Origin of the sequence: Photorhabdus asymbiotica, from assembly GCF_003634575.1 — a bacterium.
Classification (GTDB): Bacteria; Pseudomonadota; Gammaproteobacteria; order Enterobacterales; family Enterobacteriaceae; genus Photorhabdus; species Photorhabdus asymbiotica.
This window is the reverse complement of record NZ_RBLJ01000004.1, coordinates 161,361-176,538: the sequence shown is the minus strand read 5'-3', so window position 1 is coordinate 176,538 and position 15,178 is coordinate 161,361. Positions and strand designations below refer to the sequence as shown.

Below are 15,178 nucleotides of genomic sequence, written 5' to 3'. Positions count from 1 at the left end.
TCAGTTACAACCAGGTATGACCTTACACGCCGCTGACAATTGTCTGCGGCGTAACACATTATTCTCTTGCCAAGGCTTCTATTGGATCAAGGCGAGCAGCATTACGGGCCGGTAGATAACCAAATATCACACCAATTGCAGTAGAACAGGCAAAAGCACTGAGTAAAGCAACAGGTTGGAAAACAAAACGCCAGCCGGGGAGCGCTAATTGAGCAATAAATGCAATCATATAAGACAGTGCGATTCCCAAAACGCCGCCGACCAGACAAACCAAAATAGCTTCTATCAGAAATTGCTGCATAACATCACTGGTCCTGGCCCCTACTGCCATACGGATACCAATCTCTCTTGTTCGTTCTGTCACCGAAACCAACATAATATTCATAACACCAATACCGCCAACGATCAGCGAAATTACCGCTACCATCGTCAAAAACAGTTGTAAGGTGCGGGTAGTTTTTTCCACTGTTTTTATCAGCATATCCGTGTTATAGGTGAAAATATCCTTTTTTCCATGGCGTAAAGTCAGCAATTGAACAATCTTCTGTTCTGCATCTTTGGAATTATGACCATCATTTATTCTTACGGTAATAGAATCCAAGTAATTGCGGTTCATCAGACGACTAGCCATCGTGCTGTAAGGTAACCAAACATGTAATGAACTATCACTACCGAATGCAGATTTTCTTTCAGCTATCACCCCTACAATAGTCGCGGGCATATTCCCCATCAGGATCACTTCCCCAATTACATTTTTTTGATGTGGAAATAACTTACGTTGGGTATTTTTATCAATAACCACAACTTGTCCCTGACGGCGTACCATATCCGATGTAAAATTCATTCCCTGGGCAAAGCGCTGGGCATAAACCTGAAAATACTCGTCACCAATACCCGATACTCTCGCCGCAACATCAATGTTCCCTTTACGAAGGCGCATTCCCCCCTCAATGACAGGTGAAACCGCCAAAATATAGGGTTGCGCTTTAATAGCATCTACATCTGCTATTTTCAGCGCCTGCTTACTGACCGGATCATCACTACCAAAATCTTCTCCCGGATAAACACTGATGGTATTCGTGGCAATCTCTTTAATATCGGATAACACCAACGCCTTAGCTGCATCTCCGATAACCAAAATCGTCACTACGGACGCAATACCAATAATAATTCCCAACATGGTCAACAAAGTTCGCATCTTGTTAGCAACCATCGCTCTCCATGCCATCAACAAAGCTTCATTAAATCGACCAAAGATTTGGCGTATTGATGATATTTTTGATGTCACTGACTGAGCTTTAATCACTTCTTTACGCAATTGTGAACCAGAGTCACTCATAATGTGGCCATCTTTTATCTCAATAATCCGCTGAGCCTGAGCCGCAATTTTGGGATCATGAGTGACAATAATGACGGTATGCCCCTGTTCGCACAGCTGTTTGAGGATTGTCATCACCTCCTCACCGGAATGGCTATCCAACGCCCCCGTTGGCTCATCTGCTAAAATAACCTGACCACCATTCATTAACGCTCTGGCAATACTGACTCTCTGCTGCTGTCCCCCAGAGAGTTGTCCTGGTCGATAGCTGATTCTCTCTTCAAGCCCTAGACGACCAAGCAATTCTATCGCTCTCTGCCTGCGCTCTGTTTTAGCGGCTCCTGCATAAACAGCCGGAATCTCTACATTCTGTTCAGCGGTTAAATGGGTCAACAAATGATAGCGCTGGAAAATGAATCCAAAATGCTCCCGTCTCAATGCAGCCAATTCATCATTATTCAATTCAGCAATATTCTGTCCCGCAACCCGGTATTCACCCCCACTGGGTTTATCAAGACAACCAAGAATATTCATCAGTGTCGACTTACCCGATCCTGAAGCACCGATAATCGCTACCATCTCACCCGCGTAAATGGATAAAGTGACATTATCAAGTACTTTTACCTGTTCCTCGCCAGCGGGATAGCTGCGCGTTATGCCTTGTAGCTCAAGTAATGCATTCATTACTCATCCCCTACTTCACCGCGGCTGGTAATCACCTGCTCGTTTTCTTTCAAGCCGGATAAAATCTGTACATCTACATCATTGCGTACACCAATGTTCACTTCCTTCTTCTCTTCCTTACCACCATTCAAAATATCTACTTCATAACGGGTTGAGGTGATTTGTTTACCCAGAGCAGAAAGCGGGATCATTAAAATGTCATGATAGGAATCCAGTTGAATTTTCACCTGAGCGGTCATTTGCAAACGCAAAAGTTGCTGAGAATTAGGCACCTCAAAACGGGCATAGAAAAAAATTGCATCATTAATCTTTTCTGGCGTTGGTAGAATATCTTTCAACACCCCGGTGAAATTCTTATCAGGTGCGCCTAATACGGTAAAAGAGGCTTTCAGACCTGGTTTCAGGTAAATAACATCCGCTTCTGAAACTTCGGCTTTTACTAACATCGTGCCAAGATCGGCCAGTGTCAGAATAGTCGGGGCTTCCTGTGCCGCAATTACCGTTTGTCCCTGAAGTGTTTTGATATTGACAACAATTCCATCCATAGGAGCAGTAATACGGGTATATTGTAAATTAGTTTGGGCAGTATCAAGGCTAGCCTGATTTTTGCTGATTTGCGCCAGCAACGTTTCTACCTTCGCTCTTTTCACTTCAACATCTGTTTTAACCTGATCCAACTCCTGATGAGATACCGCCTGCACTTTTGCCAGATCATTCTGACGTTGCAATGTCAGCTGTGCCAGTTTCAACTGCGCCTTGGCCTCCATCAAATTAGCATTCAATTCTTTGATCGTCGCTTCAACTTCTTTCACTTGGTTTTGGGCAGGTTTAGGATCGATCAATGCCAATAACTGACCCTTTGTCACCTTATCACCCACTTCAACATACAAATTCTGCAACTGTCCGCTAACTTGCGCCCCAACATCCACTTTTCTGACCGCATCCAGCTTGCCTGTTGCCAGTACATTTTTTTGCAAATCGCCTTTAATGACGGATACAGTCTGATATTTAACTGTTTCTGGCCTGTGCAGAAAATAGGCCAAAACCGATGCGATAACGGCCATAATAACTAACAACACTATCCATCGACGTTTCGAACTCATAAAATTCATTTAAATATCATTGCCTTAATCATTGGATCAAAGGAATGGCAAACACAATTTCTCTTGCAATGCCACGAAAAACGGAAATTTCCACTTATTTCCAGATAGATGCAACTCCGTTTGAGTTTTATACTCACTGAAAACCATTAATAACACACCAACATTAAGAATAAAAAAATTCTTTGAATAGCAACATACTTCTCTCTATCCTGACTATTCTCTTAGTGTAAAAAAATTGTTATATTTATTTTCGTGGTCTTTCCAGTCAATTTTTCGTACTGAATTTAGATAAAAAGACGTTAACTGTTTTAAAGGATGTTAATTATGTATTCTGGACTGCTGATCATTCTTTTACCGTTAACGCTTGGTTATTTTGTTCGTTTGAGTAATAAAACGCTGCTAAATGCTGTTCATCGCCTCCTCAACGCGATGGTATATGTTATTCTGTTTGTCATGGGGGTAAGCCTTGCTTTACTGGAAGATTTAGGCCGTAACCTCTTCTCTATTTTTCAGTATGCAACTGTATTCTTCCTATGTATTTTTGCCGCCAATATGCTGGCATTATTCCTTCTTGAAAAACGTGATCCATGGATTACCGGCCCACATAAACAGGAAAAACCCCCTTCCCGCTTACATATGGTTTTTGAATCACTGAGATTATGTGGCGTTCTGATTTTGGGTTTCCTACTTGGACTAACCGGCTGGTCATGGCTATATTTCGCCAGTCGTGCCAATGAAATTGCTCTGGTTATTTTACTGTTACTAGTAGGTATTCAATTACGTAACAGCGGTATGAACCTGAAACAAATATTGCTGAACCGCCGAGGTATGATTATTGCAATTATTGTCGCAATCAGTGCGCTTGCTGGTGGTGCAGTCGCGGCATTGATCCTTGGACTGCCAGTGAAAACAGGTTTAGCACTTGCTTCCGGTTATGGCTGGTATTCCCTCTCCGGTATCTTGCTTTCTGATGCTTATGGGCCTGTAATCGGCAGTGCCGCATTCTTTAATGACCTCGCGCGTGAGCTGGCAGCCATTATGTTAATTCCGGCTTTGGTTAATCGATATCGCTCAGGTGCAATAGGGTTAAGTGGTGCGACTTCTATGGATTTCACCCTGCCAGTATTACAACGATGTGGTGGTGTCAGTATCGTTCCGGCAGCTATTGTTCACGGTTTTGTCTTAAGTTTACTCGCTCCTTTACTGATAGCATTCTTTACTTAACCAGAATTTCAACCACAATAATATTTGACGTCATAAATTACGATTTGAGGGCTTGATCGCTCAGTAGTAAACAATAACTATTCACCTTAATTGCTTATTAATTGGCGTCCTACTCAATCTCCTCAGTATGAAAACAGCATAAATAAGCTTTTGTTAAAGGACTGTGTAAATAGCGAATAGAACTAGTTAATCAGATATGTAATTGAAATATCAATTAGAAATATTATCTGTATAAAATATTGCATAATTATGCCAACGGGTTTAGCATCACACTAAATCACTGACTATTCAGAAATAAAGCATGAGTATTCAATTAAAAAGCATTGATTGCTATTACGGTGTACATCAAGCACTGTTTGACATTAATCTTAAGTGTTCTCCAGGGGAAACAGTGGTTTTGCTAGGACCGAGTGGCGCTGGTAAAAGCACTTTATTACGGGTATTAAACTTGCTGGAAATACCGCGTTCCGGCCAGTTGAATATCGCTAATCATCAATTCAATTTTGAACAAACACCCGGACCAAAAGAGATTCGTTCTCTACGTCAGAATGTAGGTATGGTTTTTCAGCAATATAACTTGTGGCCCCACCTAACTGTTATGAATAATCTAATCGAAGCGCCTTGCCGTGTACTCGGTTTATCCAAACAACAGGCTCTGGCAAAAGCGGATAAAATACTTTCCCGCTTGCGCTTAAATGATTTTGCTGGCCGCTTCCCACAACATTTATCCGGAGGGCAACAACAACGGGTTGCTATTGCCCGAGCCTTGATGATGGAACCACAGATTTTACTATTTGATGAGCCCACTGCCGCATTAGACCCAGAAATTACCGCGCAGGTTGTGAATATTATCCGTGAATTATCCGAAACGGGTATTACACAGATTATCGTCACTCATGAAGTGGAAATTGCCCGTAAAGCCGCAAACCGTGTCGTATATATGGAAAACGGTCGCATTATAGAACAAGGTGATACCAGCCATTTTACTCAACCACAAACTAAAGCCTTTGCTAATTATCTGTCACACTAACTATTAATAGGATATAGCGATGAAAAAATTACTTTTTGCAACCCTCTTGGGTACAGTGACTTTATCTGCAACCGCCACGGAAAAAGAGACCATTCGTTTTGCTACGGAAGCCACTTATCCCCCGTTTGAATTCATTGACGCAAACAATCAAATTCAAGGTTTTGATATAGATCTGGCGAATGCCCTCTGTACGAAAATTAATGCCACATGCACTTTCACTAACCAATCATTTGATAGTCTAATTCCAAGCCTGAAATTTCGTCGCTTTGATGCTTTAGCCGCTGGAATGGACATCACACCTGAGCGTCAGAAGCAGGTTGATTTTACTGATACGTATTATGATAACTCAGCGGTATTTATCGCAATTAAAGGCAAAATTTCCAGCGTTGCAGAACTGAAAGGCAAACAAGTGGGTATCCAGAACGGAACAACTCACCAAAAATACTTAATTGAACAACAGAAAGAGATTAAAACTGTTCCTTATGATAGTTATCAGAATGCAATTCTGGATCTGAAAAACGGTCGTCTGGATGCTATCTTCGGTGACACTGCCGCTATAAATGAGTGGCTGAAAAAGAATGACAACTTAGAGACAGTGGGTAATAAAGTCACTGATCCAAATTACTTTGGCATCGGCTTAGGCTTTGCGGTTCGTAAAGGCAATAAAGAGCTACAGAATAAGCTGAACAAAGCATTAACTGATATCAAACAAGATGGCACTTATGCCATCATCTATAAAAAATGGTTTGAATGATAACTAAATCTCAATGAATGAATTTCAATCTCTAATCAGCGCCGCCGGTATTACCGTCGGCCTTGCCATTTCTGCATTAGTGCTTGGCCTAATTTTGGCAATGATCTTCGCTGCCTGGGAATCAGCACGCTGGAAACCCTTCGCCGCGCTTGGCACCTGCTGGGTTACTCTGTTCAGAGGATTACCGGAAATTTTGGTTGTGCTGTTCGTCTACTCCGGCGTATCACAATTCCTGATAATGTTAGCTGATGGCTTTGATGTTTATCTCATTTTCTGGCATCCCAGGATTCAGATAGACATTCAAGATTTTTCTGTCAACCCATTCCTTTGTGGCGTCATTGCACTTTCCCTGCTCTATTCTGCCTATGCATCCCAGACACTGAGAGGCGCAATAAAAGCAATTCCTGCCGGCCAATGGGAAGCAGGGCTGGCATTGGGTCTTGGTCGCGCTGAAATATTTTTCCGCCTGATAATGCCCCAAATGTGGCGACATGCTCTACCCGGACTTAGCAATCAATGGTTAGTTTTACTGAAAGATACCGCGTTAGTATCGCTTATCAGCGTTAATGATCTGATGTTACAAACCAAAAGTATTGCAACACGAACTCAGGAACCCTTTACCTGGTATATGATTGTGGCGCTTATCTATCTGGCTATCACCCTGATCAGTCAATTTATTCTGAAGAAAATCGAGATGCATACTACTCGCTTTGATCGGAGTGCTTCCTGATGCTTGAGTATATTCAACAAATTTTGCCCGGGCTGCAAATCAGCCTGAGTTTAACTATTGCGGCTCTTTTTGTCGCTTTCACGCTATCCCTGCTGTTCACTATAATTTTGACCATGAAATTGCCAGTACTGACACAACTGGTAAAAACCTACATTACTCTATTTACCGGTACACCTTTGCTGGTGCAATTCTTTCTGGTTTATTACGGACCAGGACAATTTCCATCCATAAAAGAGTATCCGTTGTTTTGGCAGCTACTGTCTGAACCCTGGTTCTGTGCAATGGTGACGCTAGCGCTTAATAGTGCTGCCTATTCTACTCAGCTATTTTACGGTGCAGTAAAAGCAATCCCTGCTGGTCAGTGGCACTCCTGCCAAGCGTTGGGCATGTCTAAAGCACAATCTATGCGGATTCTGCTGCCATATGCCTTCAAACGGGCGTTGTCTTCCTATTCCAACGAAGTCGTATTAATTTTCAAAAGTACGTCTCTTGCAAGCACCATTACTCTGCTGGAAGTGATGGGATACAGCCGAATCTTGTTTGGCCGTAATTATGATGCAATGGCTTTCGTTGCCGCAGGTGTGATTTATCTGTGCGTTAACGGTATCTTGACTTTACTGATGAGGATGATTGAGCGCCGCGCACTGGCTTTTGAGCATCGCAATTAAATGTTTGGCTATCACGGGGATGGAGCATTTCTACAGCCTCATCCCCTTCTTCACAATATAAAATCAGCCACGATTTAACACCAATAATGTTAAAACTTCATAGTGCTCAGTATGAGGGAACATATCAAATAACTGTATCTTTTCTACACGATAATTAGCCAACGCAGCGATATCTTTCGCCATCGTCTGAGCATTGCAGCTTGAATAAAGAATATAACCAGGCACCATTCTGCTGAGATAATCACACAATTCTTTACCAATTCCCCGACGAGGTGGATTTACCAAAACCAACTCCGGTATCTGCTCTTTTGCTATAGCAAAACGTGTTGAATCCAAAGCCTGAAATTCGATATTTTCCAAACCCAGTGTTTTGGCCGAATCACGGGCACAATCAATCGCTTCAGGACTGATTTCTATTCCAGTTAAACGCGTGTTTTTATCTGCACAATGCAGCCCAAAACCACCAACGCCACAAAACAGATCCCACATGCTATTAATTTTTAGCTCACGGGCCCAACGCCCTGCTGTCGCATATAATTCAGCAGCGATTTTCGGGTTAGTCTGGAAAAAGCTGTGTGGGCGAATGTAAAGAGGGATACCATTAAATTCTTCTTTCAGTACTTTCTGCTCGGTAAAAAGGATCTCCTTTTCACCTTCCAAAATCGCCATATGGATTGGCTGAATATTGGCGGAGATAACAGTAAGCTGTGGCAATTGCGCTCTCAATTGGGGCAAAGCACGTTTCAATTGAGCGATTTTCGTTTCAGAACGCAGTACAAAGCGCAGCATCATTTCACCGCTATTACGGCTTTCTGTCAGTAACAAGTATTTTAGTTCACCCCGTTTACGGGCAACGTTATACGGCGTTAATCCAGCACAGGCAATGAAAGATTTAACAACATCGAATACATGCTGAAAATGCGGTGGATAAAGGGGACAGTTACACAGATCAACCGCGATTCCATCGCGATGCAACATACCTAACAATGGACGTTCCACGCTGCCACTAACGACCATTTTAGCTTTATTGCGAAAAGTACTTTGTTCACTGGCAATCGGGGACAACCATTGGCCAACGATGGTTTGGGCCAATAACTGTTTTAAATTCCGCTGCTTATCTTCTAACTGCTGAAAATAGGGTTTTTCAAGCCACTGACAGGAGTGACAATGCCCTGAGGAATACTGTGCACATTGCATTATTGAATGACCGTGTTGGAAATATTAGTGCAAAGTAAAAGTCGGTGCTTTAGTAGAAACCTGTGATTCTTCGTCCTCTTCAATGTCACCTTCAACTTCAATATCACGGTTAATGTACAACAGGTTATTACTGTGAATTTCAAAAATCACACCCGCAATTTGCTCTTCACTTTGTTGTAAGAAATGAGAAAACTGAGAAAAGGTGAGTCCGGCAGAAACCAAAAAAGACTGACATACGACTAATTTCGGTAAATTTTCATCCTGAATATCAAGAAAAGCCTTAATAGTCAGTGAACTTGCGTTAATCTGACTTAGATTAGCCATTAGGGGAATAATTGCTGTTGGCTTAACCTCAGCCAAAGCAGAAAACAAGATGACATTATCGAGTAAATCAATTTTAGCATCGAATAAGCCATCAATATTCTGCATATGAGGTAGATGCAATGCTTGGCACGAATCACACTCAAAGTAGGAAATTTTGAGCTGATCCAACCACTCACGCAATACTGGTAAGTCAGGAATGACAAGTGAACCCATCTAACAACCCCATACACCGGAAAATGAAAAAGCGCTATAGCTTACGAAATAATTCTTTACCGCGCTATCACCAATAACTGATAAATTATTTTTCTTTACCGTTATCGATACCTTTCGACTTATTTTTACTCTCTTTTTTATGATCAATTCCCAGAAAAGAGAGACCATACACTGCACGCCAGATGATGTTGACCGCAGCAGGAATCAAACAACCAATTCCTACGAAAATCATAACAATATGTGCTTCTGGAGTCATTAGTAGATCTGTTAAGATAACAACATCATTGATAGTCAAATATGCCAGGAGCAACCACCCAATGCCAATAACCTCCAGCAGGATAACCTGTTTTGGCATATCTGCCAACGAACTCATACGACGCTGTCGATTACTTTTCTTCATTAGTATCTCACTTACACTTACAACCTTGGTGTAGCATTATACTATCGTAAATCAATTGCCAACATCGGTATGATTAATTAAAACAAAAGGCAATTCCTGCTTTTTTTTACCGATCTATGCAGGCATAGTGACTATCAATGAACATGAGCAACACATCAATCAAGATTATTTTAATATAACTAAGAGGAGTTTATATGTTTACTGTGATTTTCGGCCGTCCTGGCTGCCCGTATTGCGTCCGCGCGAAAGAACTGGCTGAAAGACTGAAAGAACAGCGTGATGATTTTGACTTCAACTATGTTGATATCCACGCAGAAGGTATCACTAAGGCTGATCTAGAAAAAACTGTTGGTAAACCCGTGGAAACTGTTCCACAGATTTTCGTTGATGAGCAACACATTGGTGGCTGTACAGATTTCGAAGCATATGTAAAAGAACATCATTTATTACAATAACCGAACTTCGCACTTTGCTTTTTCGCTGTGAAAACAGCCACTGATTAACGACAACTTACTGAGTTGATTTGTGCAAAAAATGCTATTTTCATCAAACTGAAAAAGATTCGTATTTTTTTCTTAATTGCGAAGAACTTTCTTGCCAAATCGTAGTCTGAGTTAATGCCACTGCTTTTCTTTGATATCCCCATATTGAGGAACCCGATAGCTCATCCATTTTGGTTCAAGGCTATCGGGTTTTTTTATCACCTGAAGAATCTGACTTTCACAAACATATAACCCATTCCTCAAATTAAGCCGAACAAGGACATATTCATATAAATATCAACACGTTAACTAATTTCATCATTACTACTACCCAACATTTTCCTGGTGGAAATATAAACCAAAAATAAATAACACCAAATAATTATGACAATTACTCTTTACTCATACAGTTACCAACTTTACTCTTTCACGCCCAATTGTCGTTATGCACACACGTGACTGGATGTGAGGCCCGATTTGTTAGAGCAAATAAACCATAATCTGTTTACTTTTTTCAATGCCACACCTGAATCATCATCAATAGTGATTGCAATAGCGGTTTTTGTTGCGAAATATCTGGTTCTGATTTTTCCTCTGATATTGGCAGGCTTTTGGTTCTGGGGTTCAGAACGTGCCCTTCCCCATCACCGGGTTATCGTCAGTAAAACCACCATTGCTTTTTGTTTTGCTATGCTAACCTCATTCTGTATCGGTTTACTCTGCCCTCACGACCGCCCTTTTGCAGAAAGTTTCGGTTATAACTTTCTTCTCCACGCACCGACAACCTCATTCCCGAGTAATCACGGAACAGCTGCCTTTACGTTCGCTTTATCTTTTCTGTTCTGGTATAGGATCTTGCCAGGTTTGTGTTTGATGGCAATTACGTTGTCTATCGCATGGTCCAGAGTCTATTTAGGTGTCCACTGGCCGATGGATATGGTTGGCGCATTTCTCGTCAGTCTGATGGCATGTGCTGTTACACAAATGATCTGGCTTTGGTCTGGTGAAAATTTACAAAGAACATTGAATAACCTGTACCAACGCTGCTGCGCTTTCCCTATCCGTAAAGGCTGGATAAAAAATTAATGCATACTACCAACTTGAGCTCACGAAAGTACTAATAAAGTACTAATATTGATACATAATTGTATTCTTTATCAGCAACACAAATGCGAATTAATTATTCCGAACTAGCAAACTCTACTCCAATCAGGACCTTTTTATTAGAAGTTATTGGTTCATTTTACCCTCGAAAATGTACATTCGTTAAACAACAGAATAATATTGTGGACCATATTTAACATCTATCCGCCCTTAAAATTCAGCCTAAATCTTTTCATCAGTCAAGAAATCTGTACTAAGCCACTATATAACTAGATATATAACGATAGGGGTTATTAATACTTGATCGAAAAATCAATCGCTCATATTTTACGCTCATTATTAACGCTATCAATCTGTATTCTGACTTTATATATATTTTTCACAAAGATACAAATATGGCATATAAGATATAAATATTTTTATATCCAGTAACAAATTGATATTTATCAATTTATTAATTCTTACTTCTATTTTTCATTTCTATTCATTAAAATGTAAACAAAAGATAAAGAAATAGCAAAAACATAAGAAAATAATGAGAGTTGAGTAACAACTCAATTCAGGTTATAATTTGACCTCATTAAAACTAGTAATATTCAGGCAACAATTACACTAAATCTCGTAACATTATGACTATACGAGATTTATTCGGCGTTTGAGACTATGATCACAGTACTATTCACTAAAAATCGCTATCTTGCCATCATCAAAAGTCTGGAGTTAAAATTTTCAGACTTTCTTTCAAAAAAGAAAGTAAAGCGAAAATTTTGGTTTGCTAATTTAAAGTTTAATTTTCGACCAATATGCCAATGTGGTAATAAAAACGAATAAATAAAAACCAGACATATTTGGAGAATTTATTCTTTATAAAGAAAAAGTTAAACCACATGCATTTATTGAATGCTTGTGGTGCTGAAATTTTGTTTTTTAATTTACCGCGTTATTCTCGGAGATATAATTATGGATATGACTCAAACAGGTACGATCGCACCGAAGGCTGCCAGCCCAAGCGATTATAAAACCTGGCGTAAATCAGATACAGTATGGATGCTTGGTTTATATGGTACTGCGATTGGTGCCGGTGTATTGTTCTTACCAATCAACGCAGGTATTGGTGGCCTGCTGCCTCTGCTGGTGATGGCATTACTGGCTTTCCCAATGACATTCTTTGCTCACCGCGGGATGTGCCGTTTCGTTCTGTCCGGTAAAAATCCAGGTGAAGATATTACTGAAGTGGTAGAAGAGCACTTTGGCAACCTGGCAGGTAAACTCATCACCCTGCTCTACTTCTTCGCCATCTACCCGATACTACTGGTTTACAGTGTAGCTATTACTAACACCGTAGATAGCTTTATTGTTCACCAATTACATCTGCCCTCTCCGCCCCGTGCCCTATTGGCTCTGATTCTAATTGTTGGTGTAATGACCATCGTTCGTTTCGGTGAACAAGCTATCGTTAAGGCAATGAGCGTACTCGTATTCCCCTTTGTTGCCGTTCTGATGTTACTGGCATTTTATCTGATCCCTAACTGGAACACCGCAATCTTCGAAAACATCTCTGTTTCTGCCACGGGCACAGGCCATGGGCTGCTGGTTACTCTGTGGCTGGCAATTCCGGTAATGGTGTTCTCCTTTAACCACTCACCAATCATCTCTGCATTTGCAGTAGCAAAACGTGAAGAATACGGCGAAAACGCTGAGAAAAAATGCTCCCGCATCCTGTCATATGCTCACATCATGATGGTTGTAACAGTTATGTTCTTCGTATTCAGTTGTGTACTAAGCCTGTCTCCAGAAAACCTAGCAGAAGCTAAAGCACAGAACATCTCTATTCTGTCTTATTTGGCTAATCACTTTAATACCCCAGTGATTGCCTACATTGCTCCGTTTATTGCATTCATAGCGATCACCAAATCTTTCCTTGGTCATTATCTGGGTGCTCGTGAAGGCTTTAACGGTATGGTGGTCAAGACACTACGTGACCAAGGTAAAACCATTGAACCAAATAAACTGAACCGTATCACATCCATTTTCATGTTAGTAACAACTTGGATAGTTGCTACCCTGAACCCAAGTATCTTGGAAATGATCGAAAGATTAGGCGGCCCAGTTATCGCAATGCTGCTGTTCATCATGCCAATGTATGCAATCCGCAAAGTTCCTGCCATGCGCAAATATAGCGGCAAACTGAGCAACATATTTGTTGTCTTTATGGGTTTGGTAGCTATTTCCGCTGTTCTCTACTCTCTCTTTGCATAATAAATTTCCGGTTGCTGTTCTCTTCAGCGGACAGCAACCGCCGTAGATCTACTACGCATAGAATCAAGAGACTTATAGATGTATGACTCTTGGAATATTAAATAAATATTTATATTATCAATAACATTAATTAATATCAGATTCTCCTGATATAACTGTTCCTCATATTAAAACAACCAATGATAACTCTATTTATGCTCTAGTAAGCTTTTTACAGAACAGACGAATAATTATCATAGAAAAGTTTCCTTGTAAAAAAGACACATAACAACTCATTCATATTGATAATTATAGAAATTTGAAAAAAATAAAAAAATATCATTTCACACAGATAAAAATGTAATTACATTTTAATTATCACACTAATCATTCCAATATAAATATATTATCAACAGCATCTTAATTCCATCTAATTATACAGAATGTAAGAAATTACAACTATTTCACATTTACAGTTTATTTCCTTTTTGTGGCAATATAATTATATTTATCAATTAATTAAATTATTTTCTTAAATTTAATTGACAACCTACAAATGGCACCTATAGTTATATGTGTCAGACAAAATGTTATATGCCAATTAAAAATGTCAACTGTCCTATATTTTTAGTGCAAAAAATATTTCTTATGTAGATTGCTTTTTATAGTAGCAGTACCAACCATCTTATATTTCTCAAGCTAACGGTTTTCCGTTCTTTTTTTGAGAAAATATAAGTTTATTTATCAATAAATTACAATATATTATGGAGTTTATTATGATGATTAACGATATGCACCCTTCTTTGGTCAAAGATAAAGATATGATGAATGATATGGTCTTACGTAGCTGTAAAGTTATTAGCATGAAAGTTATGCCTGATAATGTCATGCAAGTCATGGTAACTGTATTACTCCTTGATGGCGGCTCTGAAGAGATGCTTTTAAAATGGAATCTTATGGACAACAGAGGTATGGCTATTTATAAGATTCTGATGGAAGCTCTTTGTGCTAAGAAAGATGTAAAAATAGGAACCGTAGGAAAAGTAGGACCTCTCGATCGTGATTATATCAATTACGTAGAATTATCTATGTAAAATAACTATCCGTTATTAAATGTCTGTGCCAAATAGTAGATTCCTAATAAAAACTTAATCTGATTTCAGGTAAACTGGTTCGTCGTAAAATACAGTACAGTTATAAACAGGAATCAGGCACAACATTTCTCTGGTAGAATAAAGCTAATTTTCATAAAGATGCTTTCCTACCAGATTTAGGGCAGAACGTAATCTCAACGTTCTGCCCGTCATTATTGTATTCAATGTTATTTAAAAAACAAGATAGGATAATATCCACCTTTTACACATCATTAATATTTCATAATGAAAAAATAACTTTAATGATATATTAACACCATTAAGAAAATAAAATTATTTTATTTGATATAATTATCCATGAAACATATCATAACTATTAATCACCAAACTTATAATTATATAAGCACCTAAAACATAAACAACTTCCTAATATCTGAACAAAATATACTCTAAGAAATACAGATTAAAGAGACAAATAAAATAATTTCTCATGTACTTCAATTCCTATATGGTGTTTAGGTCTACGACTTATTAAACAGTAATGCCCCGCAATAATAACGCCTATGGGAATAGATTATTAATTCTCCCTTTCAGATAAACAGCGGTAAATATCAA

14 protein-coding genes are annotated in these 15,178 nt (G+C 39.5%); 9 read left to right on the top strand and 5 right to left on the bottom strand.

What is annotated here, in order from left to right; translation table 11 throughout:
- Nucleotides 1-58: 58 nt before the first annotated feature.
- Together macB and macA are read right to left on the bottom strand one after the other, a co-directional pair.
- Nucleotides 59-2,002, bottom strand: a complete 1,944-nt coding sequence (gene macB, locus BDD30_RS16660; RefSeq protein ID WP_015834983.1) for a macrolide ABC transporter ATP-binding protein/permease MacB — start codon at nt 2,000-2,002, stop codon at nt 59-61.
- On the bottom strand, nt 2,002-3,114 hold the full coding sequence (gene macA / locus BDD30_RS16655) for a macrolide transporter subunit MacA (protein ID WP_015834984.1): 1,113 nt from the start codon (nt 3,112-3,114) through the stop codon (nt 2,002-2,004). The genes macB and macA overlap by 1 nt, the downstream gene beginning before the upstream one ends.
- 315 nt (nt 3,115-3,429) lie before the next feature.
- On the opposite strand from macA, the gene BDD30_RS16650 reads away from it, so the two are divergent.
- The 5 genes from BDD30_RS16650 (at nt 3,430) to artM (ending at nt 7,511) form a co-directional block, all read left to right on the top strand.
- On the top strand, nt 3,430-4,329 hold the full coding sequence (locus BDD30_RS16650) for a LysO family transporter (RefSeq protein WP_041382103.1): 900 nt from the start codon (nt 3,430-3,432) through the stop codon (nt 4,327-4,329).
- A 301-nt stretch (nt 4,330-4,630) separates the two neighbouring features.
- Nucleotides 4,631-5,359 (top strand): arginine ABC transporter ATP-binding protein ArtP, encoded by a 729-nt coding sequence (artP, locus tag BDD30_RS16645; RefSeq protein ID WP_015834986.1) that lies wholly within the window; start codon nt 4,631-4,633, stop codon nt 5,357-5,359.
- 19 nt (nt 5,360-5,378) lie between these two features.
- The gene (artJ, locus tag BDD30_RS16640) at nt 5,379-6,113 is read left to right on the top strand and encodes an arginine ABC transporter substrate-binding protein (protein ID WP_015834987.1); all 735 of its coding nucleotides are present in this window, start codon (nt 5,379-5,381) and stop codon (nt 6,111-6,113) included.
- A gap of 13 nt (nt 6,114-6,126) precedes the next feature.
- Entirely contained in the window at nt 6,127-6,843 is a 717-nt protein-coding gene (gene artQ, locus BDD30_RS16635; RefSeq protein WP_015834988.1) for an arginine ABC transporter permease ArtQ, read from the top strand.
- Nucleotides 6,843-7,511 carry an arginine ABC transporter permease ArtM gene (artM, locus tag BDD30_RS16630; RefSeq protein ID WP_015834989.1) on the top strand — a complete coding sequence of 223 codons (669 nt, stop codon included), beginning with the start codon at nt 6,843-6,845 and terminating at the stop codon, nt 7,509-7,511. The genes artQ and artM overlap by 1 nt, the downstream gene beginning before the upstream one ends.
- A gap of 63 nt (nt 7,512-7,574) precedes the next feature.
- Here the strand turns inward: artM and rlmC are convergent, their stop codons facing one another.
- The 3 genes from rlmC to BDD30_RS16615 all read right to left on the bottom strand — a co-directional run bounded on the left by rlmC (nt 7,575) and on the right by BDD30_RS16615 (nt 9,645).
- Nucleotides 7,575-8,708, bottom strand: coding sequence for a 23S rRNA (uracil(747)-C(5))-methyltransferase RlmC (gene rlmC / locus BDD30_RS16625; protein ID WP_015834990.1), 1,134 nt, complete (start codon nt 8,706-8,708; stop codon nt 7,575-7,577).
- Between the two features lie 24 nt (nt 8,709-8,732).
- Nucleotides 8,733-9,245, bottom strand: a complete 513-nt coding sequence (locus BDD30_RS16620; RefSeq protein ID WP_015834991.1) for a type III secretion system chaperone family protein — start codon at nt 9,243-9,245, stop codon at nt 8,733-8,735.
- 85 nt (nt 9,246-9,330) lie between these two features.
- Nucleotides 9,331-9,645 carry a YbjC family protein gene (locus tag BDD30_RS16615; RefSeq protein ID WP_015834992.1) on the bottom strand — a complete coding sequence of 105 codons (315 nt, stop codon included), beginning with the start codon at nt 9,643-9,645 and terminating at the stop codon, nt 9,331-9,333.
- Nucleotides 9,646-9,839: 194 nt separating this feature from the next.
- Between BDD30_RS16615 and BDD30_RS16610 the strand changes: the two genes are divergently transcribed.
- The 4 genes from BDD30_RS16610 to BDD30_RS16595 all read left to right on the top strand — a co-directional run bounded on the left by BDD30_RS16610 (nt 9,840) and on the right by BDD30_RS16595 (nt 14,563).
- Nucleotides 9,840-10,100: a GrxA family glutaredoxin gene (locus tag BDD30_RS16610; protein ID WP_015834993.1), complete on the top strand. Its 261-nt coding sequence runs from the start codon at nt 9,840-9,842 to the stop codon at nt 10,098-10,100.
- Nucleotides 10,101-10,604: 504 nt separating this feature from the next.
- On the top strand, nt 10,605-11,213 hold the full coding sequence (gene ybjG / locus BDD30_RS16605) for an undecaprenyl-diphosphate phosphatase (RefSeq protein WP_041382105.1): 609 nt from the start codon (nt 10,605-10,607) through the stop codon (nt 11,211-11,213).
- Nucleotides 11,214-12,191: 978 nt separating this feature from the next.
- The gene (locus tag BDD30_RS16600; protein ID WP_041382107.1) at nt 12,192-13,490 is read left to right on the top strand and encodes an HAAAP family serine/threonine permease; all 1,299 of its coding nucleotides are present in this window, start codon (nt 12,192-12,194) and stop codon (nt 13,488-13,490) included.
- Between the two features lie 755 nt (nt 13,491-14,245).
- Nucleotides 14,246-14,563 (top strand): Cro/Cl family transcriptional regulator, encoded by a 318-nt coding sequence (locus tag BDD30_RS16595; RefSeq protein ID WP_231849140.1) that lies wholly within the window; start codon nt 14,246-14,248, stop codon nt 14,561-14,563.
- Nucleotides 14,564-15,178: the final 615 nt, after the last annotated feature.

Excerpts from the sequence above, each read along its gene's own strand:
- macB (WP_015834983.1), bottom strand. The coding sequence starts at position 2,002 with ATGAATGCATTACTTGAGCTACAAGGCATAACGCGCAGCTATCCCGCT.
- macA (WP_015834984.1), bottom strand. The coding sequence starts at position 3,114 with ATGAATTTTATGAGTTCGAAACGTCGATGGATAGTGTTGTTAGTTATT.
- BDD30_RS16650 (WP_041382103.1), top strand. The coding sequence starts at position 3,430 with ATGTATTCTGGACTGCTGATCATTCTTTTACCGTTAACGCTTGGTTAT.
- artP (WP_015834986.1), top strand. The coding sequence starts at position 4,631 with ATGAGTATTCAATTAAAAAGCATTGATTGCTATTACGGTGTACATCAA.
- artJ (WP_015834987.1), top strand. The coding sequence starts at position 5,379 with ATGAAAAAATTACTTTTTGCAACCCTCTTGGGTACAGTGACTTTATCT.
- artQ (WP_015834988.1), top strand. The coding sequence starts at position 6,127 with ATGAATGAATTTCAATCTCTAATCAGCGCCGCCGGTATTACCGTCGGC.
- artM (WP_015834989.1), top strand. The coding sequence starts at position 6,843 with ATGCTTGAGTATATTCAACAAATTTTGCCCGGGCTGCAAATCAGCCTG.
- rlmC (WP_015834990.1), bottom strand. The coding sequence starts at position 8,708 with ATGCAATGTGCACAGTATTCCTCAGGGCATTGTCACTCCTGTCAGTGG.
- BDD30_RS16620 (WP_015834991.1), bottom strand. The coding sequence starts at position 9,245 with ATGGGTTCACTTGTCATTCCTGACTTACCAGTATTGCGTGAGTGGTTG.
- BDD30_RS16615 (WP_015834992.1), bottom strand. The coding sequence starts at position 9,645 with ATGAAGAAAAGTAATCGACAGCGTCGTATGAGTTCGTTGGCAGATATG.
- BDD30_RS16610 (WP_015834993.1), top strand. The coding sequence starts at position 9,840 with ATGTTTACTGTGATTTTCGGCCGTCCTGGCTGCCCGTATTGCGTCCGC.
- BDD30_RS16600 (WP_041382107.1), top strand. The coding sequence starts at position 12,192 with ATGGATATGACTCAAACAGGTACGATCGCACCGAAGGCTGCCAGCCCA.
- BDD30_RS16595 (WP_231849140.1), top strand. The coding sequence starts at position 14,246 with ATGATGATTAACGATATGCACCCTTCTTTGGTCAAAGATAAAGATATG.